The 13,895-nt window shown below is 48.7% G+C and carries 18 protein-coding genes; 11 read left to right on the top strand and 7 right to left on the bottom strand.

Translation table 11 applies throughout. The features are described from left to right. The 4 genes from P2W70_RS14995 (at position 1) to P2W70_RS14980 (ending at position 3,471) form a co-directional block, all read left to right on the top strand. On the top strand, positions 1 to 678 hold the full coding sequence (locus tag P2W70_RS14995; protein ID WP_276482297.1) for a ClpP family protease: 678 nt from the start codon (positions 1 to 3) through the stop codon (positions 676 to 678). An 85-nt stretch (positions 679 to 763) separates the two neighbouring features. Further along, positions 764 to 1,825, top strand: coding sequence for a hypothetical protein (locus P2W70_RS14990; protein WP_276482296.1), 1,062 nt, complete (start codon positions 764 to 766; stop codon positions 1,823 to 1,825). Between the two features lie 16 nt (positions 1,826 to 1,841). Further along, entirely contained in the window at positions 1,842 to 2,498 is a 657-nt protein-coding gene (locus tag P2W70_RS14985; RefSeq protein ID WP_276482295.1) for a hypothetical protein, read from the top strand. A 145-nt stretch (positions 2,499 to 2,643) separates the two neighbouring features. Then, on the top strand, positions 2,644 to 3,471 hold the full coding sequence (locus tag P2W70_RS14980) for a hypothetical protein (RefSeq protein ID WP_276482294.1): 828 nt from the start codon (positions 2,644 to 2,646) through the stop codon (positions 3,469 to 3,471). A 203-nt stretch (positions 3,472 to 3,674) separates the two neighbouring features. Here P2W70_RS14980 and arsN2 read toward each other — a convergent pair whose 3' ends face one another. From arsN2 to P2W70_RS14945, 7 genes are all read right to left on the bottom strand, one after another. After that, on the bottom strand, positions 3,675 to 4,103 hold the full coding sequence (gene arsN2, locus P2W70_RS14975) for an arsenic resistance N-acetyltransferase ArsN2 (RefSeq protein WP_276482293.1): 429 nt from the start codon (positions 4,101 to 4,103) through the stop codon (positions 3,675 to 3,677). Between the two features lie 76 nt (positions 4,104 to 4,179). After that, positions 4,180 to 4,326, bottom strand: a complete 147-nt coding sequence (locus tag P2W70_RS14970; protein WP_276482292.1) for a hypothetical protein — start codon at positions 4,324 to 4,326, stop codon at positions 4,180 to 4,182. Between the two features lie 81 nt (positions 4,327 to 4,407). Beyond that, entirely contained in the window at positions 4,408 to 4,971 is a 564-nt protein-coding gene (locus tag P2W70_RS14965) for a sigma-70 family RNA polymerase sigma factor (protein WP_276482291.1), read from the bottom strand. 94 nt (positions 4,972 to 5,065) lie between these two features. After that, complete coding sequence (locus P2W70_RS14960; RefSeq protein ID WP_276482290.1) at positions 5,066 to 5,839, bottom strand: metallophosphoesterase family protein; 774 nt, start codon at positions 5,837 to 5,839, stop codon at positions 5,066 to 5,068. Positions 5,840 to 5,848: 9 nt separating this feature from the next. Beyond that, positions 5,849 to 6,925 (bottom strand): ACR3 family arsenite efflux transporter, encoded by a 1,077-nt coding sequence (gene arsB / locus P2W70_RS14955; RefSeq protein ID WP_276482289.1) that lies wholly within the window; start codon positions 6,923 to 6,925, stop codon positions 5,849 to 5,851. A gap of 77 nt (positions 6,926 to 7,002) precedes the next feature. After that, positions 7,003 to 7,332, bottom strand: a complete 330-nt coding sequence (locus P2W70_RS14950) for an ArsR/SmtB family transcription factor (RefSeq protein ID WP_276482288.1) — start codon at positions 7,330 to 7,332, stop codon at positions 7,003 to 7,005. A gap of 138 nt (positions 7,333 to 7,470) precedes the next feature. Beyond that, entirely contained in the window at positions 7,471 to 8,283 is an 813-nt protein-coding gene (locus P2W70_RS14945; RefSeq protein WP_276482287.1) for a sulfite exporter TauE/SafE family protein, read from the bottom strand. A gap of 103 nt (positions 8,284 to 8,386) precedes the next feature. Between P2W70_RS14945 and P2W70_RS14940 the strand changes: the two genes are divergently transcribed. From P2W70_RS14940 to P2W70_RS14910, 7 genes are all read left to right on the top strand, one after another. Further along, positions 8,387 to 9,019 carry a Crp/Fnr family transcriptional regulator gene (locus P2W70_RS14940; RefSeq protein WP_276482286.1) on the top strand — a complete coding sequence of 211 codons (633 nt, stop codon included), beginning with the start codon at positions 8,387 to 8,389 and terminating at the stop codon, positions 9,017 to 9,019. 80 nt (positions 9,020 to 9,099) lie between these two features. Further along, positions 9,100 to 10,500, top strand: a complete 1,401-nt coding sequence (locus tag P2W70_RS14935; RefSeq protein WP_276482285.1) for an MBL fold metallo-hydrolase — start codon at positions 9,100 to 9,102, stop codon at positions 10,498 to 10,500. 166 nt (positions 10,501 to 10,666) lie between these two features. Further along, a complete protein-coding gene (locus P2W70_RS14930) occupies positions 10,667 to 11,230 on the top strand; it encodes a YeeE/YedE family protein (protein ID WP_276482284.1) in 564 nt (187 codons plus the stop codon). Between the two features lie 26 nt (positions 11,231 to 11,256). Beyond that, positions 11,257 to 11,775, top strand: a complete 519-nt coding sequence (locus P2W70_RS14925) for a DUF6691 family protein (RefSeq protein ID WP_276482283.1) — start codon at positions 11,257 to 11,259, stop codon at positions 11,773 to 11,775. 342 nt (positions 11,776 to 12,117) lie between these two features. After that, entirely contained in the window at positions 12,118 to 12,333 is a 216-nt protein-coding gene (locus P2W70_RS14920) for a YgaP family membrane protein (RefSeq protein WP_276482282.1), read from the top strand. 9 nt (positions 12,334 to 12,342) lie between these two features. After that, the gene (locus P2W70_RS14915; RefSeq protein ID WP_276482281.1) at positions 12,343 to 13,113 is read left to right on the top strand and encodes an MlaE family ABC transporter permease; all 771 of its coding nucleotides are present in this window, start codon (positions 12,343 to 12,345) and stop codon (positions 13,111 to 13,113) included. A 5-nt stretch (positions 13,114 to 13,118) separates the two neighbouring features. Continuing rightward, a complete protein-coding gene (locus P2W70_RS14910) occupies positions 13,119 to 13,895 on the top strand; it encodes an ABC transporter ATP-binding protein (protein WP_276482280.1) in 777 nt (258 codons plus the stop codon).

Genomic DNA, 13,895 nt, shown 5'->3' with positions numbered 1-13,895 from the left:
ATGATTATCCCAACAGTTATTGACAGCACGACCAGGGGCGCGTACGACATTTATAGCCTGCTGCTGAAGGAGCGCATCGTGTATTTAGGATCGGCCATTGACGAAAATGTCGCCAACCTGGTGGTGGCGCAGCTGCTGTACCTGGATAGCGAGAATCACAGTCCGATCATGCTGTACCTCAACAGCCCCGGCGGCATTGTGTATGGCGGCTTTGCCATCTATGATACCATGCGGAAACTGAAGTCCCCCGTATCCACCGTGGCGATGGGTTTCTGCGGCAGCATGAGTACTTTTCTGCTGACGGCGGGCGGCAAAGGACAACGTTATGCCTTGCCCCATGCCACGATCCATATGCACCCCACCGGCGGCGGCGCTAAAGGTTATACAGAAGATGTGCGTATCGCCTACAAAGAGCAGGAGCGGTTGCAAAACCAGATTTTCCACCTGATGGGAAAATTCTCCGGCCACAGCCGTGAGGAGATTGAAATGCTATTTCTCAGGGACCGGTACATGAATAGCCTGGAGGCCTTGCAGTATGGCTTTATCGACGAGGTGCTGGGCGATACCGATGACCTCATCGCGATCGATGAAGTGCAACAGCCGAAAATCCTTTTTCAGGCACCCGCGAAAAACAGGGAAAGTATTGGGTTTAAGCAGCAGCCGGTGGGGGAGGGGTAATAGGATCCATAACAGTGCCTTGCACCCTGTTTTTTTTGACTTTTGCATCAGCAAATGCCTTATATTAGTCCCTATAATTCCACCTATGATAAAAGCCTGGTTCTTGCTCGTCACACTACTGCTTTTTACTACAAACGATATTTTAGCCCAATCACACGTTACTACGACAGGATCCTTTTGCCGATATGCCAAAAACAGTCTGAGGAATAAAAATGTATATGCAGAGGGGCATACGCAGTGTCCTGCCTGTGATGCAGAGGATGCAAAAGAAGCTGTTGCCAGGAAAGCAGAGGACAAACGCCGGGCTGACGCAAAAGCGGCGGAACGCGCGGCAGCTGCCCTGGAGAAGAAAAGGGCGGAGGATGCCTTACTGAAAAAGAAATGGGAAGAGGCTAATAAAGGAAGCACTGAACTCGCCGTCACGATGCCTGCTAATAAAACTACGGCGAATGTTCCTTCAGCTGTAACGCCCGCTGTAATAAACGGAATGGCTGCCGGCTATTTGTATGATGAAGGAGAAACGGATAACCAATCGGTTGGTAAGATGTCCTTTAGTATCAACCAGGGCGAGCGAAACAACCAGATCTATAAATTATACAGCGACATTAACTATTTTGTGCTTAACAATAAAAGGATCCTGGACAACGATGAATTTAAAGTCTGTATCGGCGTTAGGAGAATACCAGGAGGACCCCAGAATAATCCCACTAAATTTCCACCAGGCGTTGGGATTGTTATATTAAACGAAACAGCCGGTAAACATGTAATTGCTGATCTTATAGATGCTAAGGGCGAGAGGTTGCTGAAGGACAACAATATATCTACGATCGTTCACTTTTTTGGCGACTATTTTATACTGCTGGAAGGGGAAGTTTTCTCCCACGGAGGTGGTACTTCATACGGTTTTTCCGATGGTGTAATATATAACTACAAAACAAAACAGCGGTACCCATTGGCCAAATACGGGAGTAAGAGGAACCGGGTCAATGTGGCCTGGCAGGTGAATGCCACCTACCTCTCAAAAGATAAACTACGGGAAAAATCTACCTATAGTGCTTTTGTAGAAGTAATAACAGACTGGCAAAAATCTATGTTCTACTACATTACCCATGACGGCAAGGTAGAATCCGATGATATTAATTGGTGATCTAAAAAACACAGCATTGAAACGTCTTCTTTTTCTCTCTATACTGTTAGCCAATATTTTTTCTGCACAGGCGCAAAAGTTAGACTACGAAACCCTGGATGGCAGTTCAAAAACCATTACCATATACCAGCGCGACGTTGATGGACTTTCCTGCATTATTAGCGGTAAAAAATGCGAAATCAGCTTTCCTGAAACCATTTTCAAGATCGCTTTTTATAACCAGCTTGCCACCGATGCTTTTTACGTAAAAACAGGGGGCAGGGAGATACTTTATTTGACAGATAGTATCAACCTCGCTAAAGTAAAAGGGATTACGCGGCACGAACTGAGCGACTCGATTGCATTTGTGACGCTGCACCTGAAACCGCGTGATTCGGCCGTTACCCGATTGATTGAACACGGGAAAGTAATATCAACGGTCAAAAGGGCGAGCATCGATCTTTATTGCAGGAACAACCAGGATATAGGCGGCCTGGTTAGCAGCCTTTATCGGATATGCTTTAAAATGCAAATCGCGCACGGGTTGATTACCAAAGAAGAAGCCGCCGCTCAAAACCACGACTGGGGCACCGGGCCGGAATCTTTCATCAAAAAATACCCTAATTCTATTTACAACATGGAGGCGGAGCAGATTATTGAAAGAAGGGCGAAGCAGAAGGCAAACGCACGGTAGGATACCGACCGCCTGCTCATTCATTCCCGGTAAATTCCTTCAATAAGTAATTCCGACCACTCGCCCGTTTATTACTGGCGCCGGCTCAATGCTACGTTACCGGCTTTGGCGGGACATTATTTTCGCTGCCAGTAAATACCTTTATATGAAAAGATGGAATGTTCGTTCGCTGATCGCTGCCACAGCGCTTGCGATGCTTGTAGGGAGCACGGGGTGTAGTAAGAAAGATAAGGATGATCCTAACAATGGAGGTGGGAAATACCCCTTCTACAACACTGAATATACCGGTACCGCCAAGGTGGGCAATCACTATTTCCCGCGGCCGCTCTCGCTCCGGTTTGGGGATGACAACTCGGTGTCTGCCTTTTCGCACCTGATCCTCAGTAAATACCATCGCGAGTTTACGGGGAAAATAACGAATGTAGAAAAGAATGGCCAGGGGCAGTACATGGTGACCATCCTGTTCGACTTGCCCGGTGAAGAACAATTCAATAAGGCGCAGGTGTACACCTTCACGTCGGATCTGTTATCGCTAACCGGCGGTTCCAACCCGATCGTCGAGATCCCCAACGGCACGATGAAACTTTTTCCCAAGACCTCTCCCAGCATGGTAGGCACCTGGGCGCAGCCGACCCAACCCGGTTGGTACCCGGATGTAAACGCCACGGTATTCTTCACGCAAGGCACTACCAATTATTTTCAAGGCGGTAAACCTGTCTATTTTTCGTACGATGACGGCGTGTTTTTTACAGAGCGTTACAAGCAGGATGGCTCAAGGATTACTTTTGCCGGTGTTAACACAACGACTGAACCACCAAAAATATGGATCATTCCCTATTACGGGGTGCTGACAGCGGATGGAAAGACCCTGTACGTCGATTCCTACGAATCGATCGCACGACTGCCCAGTTCCTTCAGTACTTTCGATTGGAACGGACCTAAAGGAGTGACGCCTTCGTTGCTGCGCCAGTAAGCGCATCCGGCTCCTTACGCAGACAGATGAACCGCTGCGACCTTGTCGGTAGGGCTGCTCAGGAAATATCCGCCCACTTTAGCTGCTTCAACCACCCATTTGACCCGAGCAAAGTAGTTAGCTGGTCTTTCCCCTGCAGATTATCCAGCAGGTCTAACACTCTATCCCTTTCTTTATACCTTGGAAAACAATAGAAGTTGGACTTACAAGCTCTTCCTCATCACCGTTGCACTTACAGGACAAACATATGCAAACTCCGATGATCGGGTAATCGGTTCAGGTACCGAATTACGGTCCACTATCACAAAGCCTTTTTTTTGGAAGTAACCCGATGCAGTTTCAGTAAGCAAAAATAGCTCAGTGATGCCCAACTCATGGGCTTTCATTTCCAGCCGGCCAACCAAAATCGCAGCTATATGCTTGTTTCTATAGTCTGGATGAACAACCATTGATCTCAATAGTCCATATTGACCATATGTTTCCATACCAATAAAACCGACCGGCACCTCCTCATCCATAGCCACGAAAAAGTTATCTAATAGTACGGGTAAGTCATCAACCGGTAGGTTTTCTCCCAGCAAAAGGGAGACGATCCATGGCCTTATTTCCTGGCTTGCATTTGCTATTCGCATAGTTTGTTTACTTACTTCTAATATAGCAAAAAACACCGGTAGTTAGCCGGTGCTTCATGGCTATACTGTAATTCCTTTAACCGGCTTTTTTACAGCAGGTTGATTTGTCGCAACATTGTTCTTGTTTTGCCGCCTGTTTCTTGACATTCTTCTTTTTAACACCTCCAGCAAATGCCGTCGTTAAGGCCAGGACAGAAAGTCCGGCTAAAGCTAACTTTTTCATCGTTTTCTGTTTTTTGTGTAGAATATGTTTTCAGTTATACGACGCAGAAAACACAAAAAGGACGCAGATTTTTGGAATAATTCAGGATAAATCATTTGAACAACAGGAGACGGCATTGCCGTACCCGTCAAACTGGTAATTGCAACATTGCAAAATAGCATCTTTCAGCTTCTGCCTCGCCCGTTGTACCCTTGTTTTGGCGTTTGTCAGCGTTATGCCCACCATTTGGGCGTAGTCCTTGAGCTTCATCCCCTGAAGTTCCACCTGAACAATTATATCCTGGTATTTTGTTGGCAAAGAATCAATAAACGGACGTAAGCAACAATCGGCCAAATGAAAAAGCCCGTTTTCTTCCGCGCTATGCGTAATACCAATTTCAAGCGCGTCTGTAAACTCACCAATTAAGGGGATCCTTGCTTGCTTCCGATAGTAGTCAGCAATCACGTTAGTGGTCATTCTGACTACGTAGGCACTTAAATTATCGGCCTTTCCTATGCGATCAATATTGGTCCAAATTTTAAGATAGACCTCTTGCATAATATCATTACAGAAATCCTGATGATTCACTTTCCGGCAAATAAGAGCATAGATCTCGGCTTCAAAAGCCTTTCTCACCTGCATCAAGGTTATCGCTGAATGGCTCATAAAATGTAATTAATATCCTTTTCTAAGCACAACGGCAAATTCTGGTGAAAAAGGACTGTCAAGAATGACGATTGCAGCATTTGCTATTCCTGGCTTATACTCCTTTTCTCAAACTTTCGGCATACGCATTGGGCAACGGACTTTGCTCAACAGCCCTTGCGGCCTTCTCAACGTCGTAAGCGAATCTCACAAATTCTACTTTAATGGAGGTTTTGTCCAGCATTGAGCTATTTTCATCGATCTGTAACAAAACATACCCTCCGCGTTGATCGCCGTCCTTCGGCTTTCCTACAGAACCAATATTGATGGCGTGCCGGTAACGCTGGTGGTTGGATTCCTCAATTTCCAATACCCAGTGGTAAGGTTTATGGGTATGACCGAAACACATGATATCTGCATCCGCATCCTGCATAATACGCAACAGGCTTTTTTCGTCTCGGTCCTCAAACAGGTATTCATTGATTTTTCGGGGGCTTCCATGTACCAGCAGTAAATTGAACTTGTCGTTGTTGAGCTGGAACGCTACATTGATATGGGCGGGAAGGCTGCGCAGGTACTTCCGTTCATCGTCTTTTACAAGCTGATTGGTAAAAGATATCGAGACGGCACCGTTGGCTTTTTCGTCGTCGGTTTTGTATGCGCAACCGCAATCATCACTGGCCCTTCCAATACCAAAGTCATAGTTACCTGCAATAGTAGGAATACCTCGTTGCCTGATGGCGTTTATTACCTCATTGGGCCAGATATTGTATCCTACCAGGTCACCGAGGCAATAAACGGCATCTGGCTTTTTATCTGCTAAGTCTGCAAAAAAGGCTTCGAGGGCGGGCAAATTGGCATGAACGTCTGAAAACAAGGCGATTTTCATGTTGAATAATTAAGCTATTTGTGTAGTGGAATAGTATTTCTTGCGCAACCAGAAGGCAACGTTCACCAAGGCTATAAGGGCAGGGACTTCCACCAAGGGGCCGATGACCCCGGCAAATGCCTGACCACTATTGATGCCAAACACGCCTATGGCAACTGCTATGGCTAGCTCAAAATTGTTGCCCGCTGCTGTAAAAGCGATAGAGGCGTTTTTAGCGTAATCTGCTCCCAGGGCTTTGCCGAGGAAAAAGCTGATCAGGAACATGATGGCGAAATAAACCGCAAGGGGGATGGCTATCCTTACCACATCCAATGGGATCTGCACGATCAACTTGCCTTTCAGGCTAAACATGACAACAATGGTAAAAAGCAGGGCAATAAGGGTAATTGGTGAAATAAAAGGTATAAACTTGGTTTGATACCATTGATCTCCCTTGATTTTTCTTAATACAACCCTGGAAAGAACACCTGCCACGAAAGGAATACCGAGGTATATGGCCACACTTTCAGCAATCTGCGGCATGGTAATATTTACTTCAAGCCCACGAAGACCGAATAATGGAGGTAGAACAGTAATGAAGACATAGGCATAAACACTGAAGAATATCACCTGAAAGATACTATTAAGAGCGACAAGGCCGGCGGCATACTCCCTGTTCCCCCCGGCCAACTCATTCCACACGATAACCATAGCTATACACCTCGCAAGCCCGATTAGTATAAGTCCGACCATGTATTCAGGATAACCTTTCAAGAACAAAATTGCCAGTAGGAACATAAGGATGGGGCCGATTACCCAGTTCAACAGGAGAGAAGTGCCGAGGATTTTTGTATTCTTGAACACTTCCCCCAGTTGTTCATATCTTACTTTAGCCAGGGGAGGGTACATCATCAGGATCAGGCCGATTGCCAACGGAATGTTTGTCGTCCCCCTCGAAAAAGCGTTGATCAGGTTGGGTACCGATGGAACGAAGTAGCCAAGGCCGACACCTATTGCCATGGCCATAAAGATCCATAAGGTCAGGTACCGGTCAAGGAAGCTCAACTTCTTTCTTGCAGTTGCCGGATTGCAATTGTTTGCGCTCATTGTAATCGTTATTTTTTTTGTCGCGTAGTATGATTTATTTATTGCAATATTACGATAGAGGTAGTCAAAAAAAAGGATCAGCAGCAGCCATCCTTATTTACATAGGAAACAAAAAAAGCATCAATGGCTACCTTGTACTCGTTCCATACTTTTGGATCAATGCAGTAACAAACACTGGTGCCGTCTATTGTGCCTTGAATCAAACCGGCATTCTTGAGTTCTTTCAGATGTTGACTAATGGTTGCCTGAGCAAGTCCCAATTCCTCCACAAGATCACCACATATACAAACTTGAGCTTTCACCAAATGTTGAAGGATAGCAATACGCGCTGGGTGGGCCAAAGCTTTCATCATCTGTGCCAGCTTATTCTGCCGCTCTGTAAATATTGCTGTTTTTGTAAGCCCCATACTATATCGCAATATTACGATAATAGAAACCTGCCTCCAAATTTATTTACTACACAGAAAAAGTTGATCTTATTGCATACATGGAACCGGTGATTTATCAGTTGCTCTTCAGACCCGGGAAGTAAACTGGGCTTTAACTTATTGCGGGAGGAACAATGCCTCCCGGATCAGTATATAGATCCCCATGATCAGTACAAACCAGCCAAAGGCTTTTTTCAATTTACCGGGAGCTATCCGGCGGTTCAGGTAGCTACCCAATAAGATGCCCGCGATGGCCAGGGCAGTGACGGTGAGCAGCAGTGACCAGTCCATGTTCTTGTCGTGCAGGTTGCCCGTAAAGCCTATCAGCGAGTTCAGGGCGATCACCAATAACGATGTGCCTACTGCTTCTTTCATGGGCAGGTGTAACAACAACACCAGGGCAGGGATCAGGAGAAAACCGCCCCCGGCCCCCAGTAAGCCGGTAACCAGGCCGATGCCCGCTCCATAAACGATCAAATTTACCAGGCTGATCTTTTTATCAATTGTAGTGCCGGCAACAGGCGCTGTCTTGTTGCGCATCATAAAGATCGAGGATACCAGCATCAATACAGCAAACAGCACCATGGTGAGCCAGCTTTCTGTGATGGGAAAACCATGTACGGTCGCCAGCTGTTCCGGGATAGCCGGCAGCAACCACCAGCGGGTAACAAAAACAATGATCACGGATGTGGCAGCAAACAATACCGCCATCCTGATGTTGACCGTCCCCTGCCTATACTGTTTCGCTGCGCCAACCAGACTGGTAGACCCTACCACAAACAAAGAATAAGTGGTGGCCGTGAGGGGAGACACGCCAAACAGGTACACCATGACCGGCATCGTGAGCACCGAGCCGCCCCCGCCGATCAATCCCAGTGATATGCCGATCAATAACGACGCTATATATCCCAACAAATGCATGGTATTCATGACAGACAAAGTTGCGGCAGCGCCAGCACGCTATCGGTGATATTTGTCACCTGGCCAACTGCCCTGTATCGCTTACATTTGGCCGAATCCCTACCTTTATACCATGCAAACATCCTATCCACTCCGGCAGCTATTTCCCGGACTTGAAGAAGCCCTTTATGAAGAAATGGAACAACAGGGAGAGATCCGGCAAATACCGGCCGGAACGGCCATGTTGCGCAAAGGGCAAACGATCCGGTCTACCATGCTGATCCTCGAAGGGGTGGTGAAGCTGTACCAGGAAGATGAAGACGGCCATGAATTCTTTATGTACGATATCGAGCCCGGAGAAGCCTGTGCCGTCTCGATGGTGTGCACCTACCAGCAGGAAAACAGCCAGGTCATGGCCAGGGCGCTCACGGATGTTACCGTGCTCACCATTCCCATTCCTTATATGGACGAATGGCTGGGTAAATACAAAAGCTGGCATTATTTCGTGATCCGCACCTGGCGCGCCCGCTATGAAGAACTGCTGCGAACGATCAACGACATTGCATTCCGGAACATGGATGAGCGCTTGCTGCTGTACATCGAAGGACAGGTGAAAACCATGGGGCGGCACCTCAAACTAACTCACCAGGAAATGGCCACCGACCTGAACTCTTCGCGCGAAGTGATCAGTCGGCTTATGAAGAAAATGGAAAAGAATGGCTGGGTCATCCTCCACCGTAACTCCTTTGAATGGGTGAAGGCCTGAGCGTATCCTATATGTGACCAGGATCACCGATAGTCTGCCCAACTGTTATCACCTTTGAGCAAACAGTAAAAACAAATTCTATGTACTTTCAGCACATTTATGATAAGAGCCTGGCCCAGGGCAGCTATTTCATCGGTTGTCAAAAAGCCGGTATTGCCGCCGTGATCGACCCTAAAAGAGATGTGGATACGTACCTGCAGATCGCCCGGGAGCAAAATATGACCATCACGCATATTCTGGAAACACATATTCATGCCGATTTTCTGTCGGGCTCACGTGAACTGGCCTTGCTGACAGGTGCTAACATGTACCTTTCTGATGAAGGAGGGCCGGACTGGCAATATGAATTCAAGCACATCGGATTGAAAGATGGCGACTCCATCCAGCTGGGCAACCTGGTATTTACCGTGCTGCACACGCCCGGCCATACCCCCGAGAGCATCAGCTTCCTGCTCACCGACAAGCCGGCCAGCGACGAACCGGTCATGCTGTTTACCGGTGACTTTGTGTTTGTGGGAGATATCGGAAGGCCCGACCTGCTCGAAAAAGCGGCCGGCTTGAAAGGCACCCAGGAAATCGGAGCCCATCAAATGTTCCTGTCGCTGAAAAAGTTCAGTGCCCTGCCTCCCTATGTACAAGTGTGGCCTGCCCATGGGGCTGGTTCCGCCTGCGGCAAAGCCCTGGGCGCAGTACCTTCCACCACCACCGGTTATGAAATGGTGAGGAACTGGGCTTTTCGCTTTCAGGAAGATGAAGCCGGCTTCATACAATACCTGCTGGCAGACCAACCCGAACCACCGGCGTATTTTGCCATGATGAAGAAGCTGAATAAAACAAGCAGACCGCTGCTCACCGAGGTGCCTGCCCTGAATGCACTCAGCATCGACGAGGTGAATGCGGCACGGAAGAAAGGATACCCACTCATCGATACCCGGCCTAAAGCCAGTTTTGCCAAAGGATATATTCCCGGCAGTATCAACATTCAACACAACAACCTGTTCAATACCTGGGCCGGCTGGTTGCTCGACTACAATACACCGTTCATGCTGGTGGCCGAACCAGATCAACTGGATGATCTTACACGCCAGTTGATGCGCATCGGACTGGATCATATATATGGTTACCTGCCTGATGTGGCGGACTGGGAAAAAGCCGGAGGACAACTGGAGCAGGAACCGGTGATCTCACTGGAGGAATTCAAAGACCTGCACCAGCACAACGGGATCCAGGTGGTGGACCTGCGGGGTGCCACCGAATACCAGGCAGGCCATATACAAGGCGCCGATCACGTTTTCGTGGGCCACTTACTACGCAACCTGGACAAGATCAACAGAGACAAGCCAGTAGTGATCCATTGCCAGGGCGGCGACCGGGCCGCCATCGGCTACTCCTTGCTGGCACAACAAGGATTCAGGAATGTATTGAATTTTTCGGCCGGCATGAACCAATGGATAAAGGATCAAAATGAAGTCGTACAGTAGCTGATCACTGCAGCATAAGTTTATAAGGCTCTCCCAACGGAGAGCTTTTTTTTATGGCTGGATGTCAACATGGTCTTGTGCGACTTTTATTTTGCACCGGCTGCGTGACTATAGTCACCGAGAGGATATCGCTGTATGATTAGTTTTGTCCACTAACTTTTTTTACATGCTAAAGGTATTACAACAACCCTGGCCCTGGTATGTGGCTGGAGTATTGATCGGACTGATCGTGCCTGCTTTATTGTTGCTGGGCAACAAGCATTTTGGCATCTCTGCCAACCTGCGTCACGCCTGTGCCGCCTGCTTTCCGGCGGGCATCCGCTTTTTCCGGTACGACTGGAAAAAAGAGACCTGGAATTTCTTTTTTGTCGGCGGTATACTATTAGGCGCTTTACTCACCAATCTTTGGATCCCGAACACCGATCCGGTACAGATTCACCCGGCGCTGGCCAACGAGCTGGCAGGTTATGGGATCACCGACCACAGCAGTCTGGTGCCGCAGGAATTGTTTTCCTGGCATAGCTTGTTTACCCTGCGCGGCTTCATCATGCTGATAGGCGGAGGCTTCCTGGTGGGTTTTGGTACCCGTTATGCCGGCGGCTGCACATCGGGCCATTCTATCATGGGGCTCAGCGACCTGCAATGGCCTTCGCTGGTGGCGACGGTAATGTTCATGGTGGGAGGGTTTATCATGGCCAACCTCATCCTTCCTGTTATTCTTCATTTATAAATGCAAACATTCAACACCCGTTACTGATGGAAACAACAACGCAACAATCAACAACGCAAACCGTGAACACTGATTTTGAAGTGCGTTCGCTGGATACTATCTGCATCAACGAATCGCAACGGCAACACCCCTGGTGGTATAATTTCAAATACCTGGCAGTGGGCCTGCTTTTCGGGATCGTATTCGTCAAGGCGGAGATCATCAGTTGGTTTCGCATCCAGGAAATGTTCCGGCTGCAAAGCTTTCACATGTATGGCGTGATCGGCACTGCGGTGGTCGTAGGCATGATCTCGGTATGGCTGATCAAAAAGTTCAACATCAAAACCATTCATGGCGAACCCATTGTATTTCACCCCAAGCAATTCAACAAAGGACAGATCTATGGCGGCCTGCTGTTCGGGTTGGGTTGGGCATTGACAGGGGCCTGCCCTGGTCCGCTGTTTGCTCAGATCGGTACAGGTGCAGGCGTCGTGCTGGTGGTGTTGCTAAGTGCCATTGCCGGCACCTGGACCTATGGCTATTTCCGGGAGCGGTTGCCACATTAATGAGCCCACGGCTAAAGCCTGCTGGCGGAAACCTCCCCCAACAAAAAAAGGCCGGTGCCCAACTGACACCGGCCACACTAAACCTTACACGTGCGCCTTTCCTGACCTATCGTTGATGCGGAGAAGCCTGGGGCATCTTCCGCGAGCTATTCACTTCCCAACTTCGTCTTATTGCATAGTTACAACCTCTCCCGGGGCTGCTCGGTGACTTTGGTCACCTAAGTGCACTTTGTACAAATATTTTTTCCACCAGGAAGCAATTGTCTGTAAATCATGGTTGGCGGTGACGCCCGTCATTTTCCTGCCGCCGGCAGGTAATTAGCTTTATTGGAAATTGGTGTTATGAAAAAGAACATGGGCGCGCTGGACCGGATCATCCGTTTGCTGGTAGCAGCGGTGATCGTGTATTTTTACTACAATCAACTGATTTCGGGATTCGTCGGCATCCTGTTACTGATCATTAGTATTGTTTTTGTATTGACCAGCCTGGTCGGTATGTGTCCGCTGTATATCCTGCTGGGAATACAGACCTGCAGGATGAAAAAACAGCATCCTTAACTGCCCGGTATGTTTGCCAGGGAATCCACCACCCGGTTGCTCAGCGAAACGGGTGGCCTGTCGGCCTTTACCGGTCGTTTCTTTCGCAACCTGTTCAAACCGCGGTTCGAAGCAGCAGAGTTTGTTCGTCAGTGCCTGCTCATTGGCTACAAGTCACTTCCGCTGATCGGGTTGACCGCCTTTATTATGGGCCTGGTGCTCACCATGCAGCTACGGCCTTCGATGATCGAGTACGGGGTTGCCTCGCAACTACCGGCGATGGTAGGGATTGCCATTATCCGCGAGATCGGTCCCGTGATTACGGCCCTGATCTTTGCCGGCAAGATCGGCAGCAGCATTGGCGCCGAGCTAGGTTCCATGAAGGTAACCGAACAGATCGATGCCATGGAAGTATCGGGTACCAATCCTTTCAAATACCTGGTGGTGACGCGGGTACTGGCTTGCCTGTTCATGCTTCCGGTACTTGTACTGCTGGGTGATGCGATCTCCTTGTATGGCTCCTATATCGGCGTCAATATCAAAGGGGCTACCAGCTTTTCATTGTTCTTTACGCAGGTATTCGACAACCTGGCTTTTTCGGACGTGCTGCCTGCCTTCATCAAGTCTTTCTTCTTTGGATGGGCTGTTGGTTTAATAGGCTGTTACAAAGGATATTTTTCAAGTAAGGGTACCGAGGGTGTTGGGCGTTCGGCCAACTCGGCGGTGGTGGTGGCCTCCATCGTCATCTTTCTCCTGGACCTGTTGGCCGTACAGGTGACCGATGCCCTGGGAATAAACTGATCGTCATGATAATTCTTCAACCCAACAAGAAGCCGGCACCCGCAGCCGTACAACCGGCGGTCATCACGGTATCGGATCTCTTCCGCTCCTTTGGCAGCAATCATGTGCTGAATGGGTTTGATCTTACCCTGCATCGTGGAGAGATCGTGGTGGTATTGGGCAGGTCGGGTTCGGGCAAATCGGTACTCATCAAATGTATCATCGGCTTGATAGCACCGGATGCCGGCCGCATCGAAGTGCTGGGAGCCGATATCTCATCACTAAGCCAGGATGCCCTGGACCAGGTACGCGCGAAGATCGGGTTCCTTTTTCAAAGCAATGCGTTGTACGACTCGATGACCGTACGCGAGAACCTGGAATTTCCTTTGCGACGGCATTGGATCCAGGTACATCAAGCTGAACTGGATGGGCTGGTGCGGGCCGTATTGCAGGATGTAGGTCTGGAACATACCATTGATATGATGCCCGCTTCGCTGTCGGGCGGCATGCAAAAACGGATTGCCCTGGCGCGCACCCTGATGCTGAAACCGGAGATCATTTTATATGATGAGCCAACGGCCGGGCTTGATCCCATCACCGGCCGGGAGATCATCGACCTGATCTTGCAGGTGCGCAACAAATACGGTTCATCAGCATTGATCATTTCGCACGATATGCGCTGCGTAAGACTGACAGCCGACCGGATCGTGTTGTTACTGGATGGGGTGGCCTACGCCACCGGTTCGTACCAGGAGTTGTCGGCTTCGAACGATAGTCAGATTCAACAATTTTTCAACTCATAG

It is taken from the genome of Paraflavitalea pollutisoli (assembly GCF_029360705.1).
In the GTDB taxonomy this organism is placed as follows: Bacteria; Bacteroidota; Bacteroidia; order Chitinophagales; family Chitinophagaceae; genus Paraflavitalea; species Paraflavitalea pollutisoli.
The sequence above is the reverse complement of the archived record's forward strand: the minus strand, read 5'-3'. Positions and strand labels throughout refer to the sequence as shown.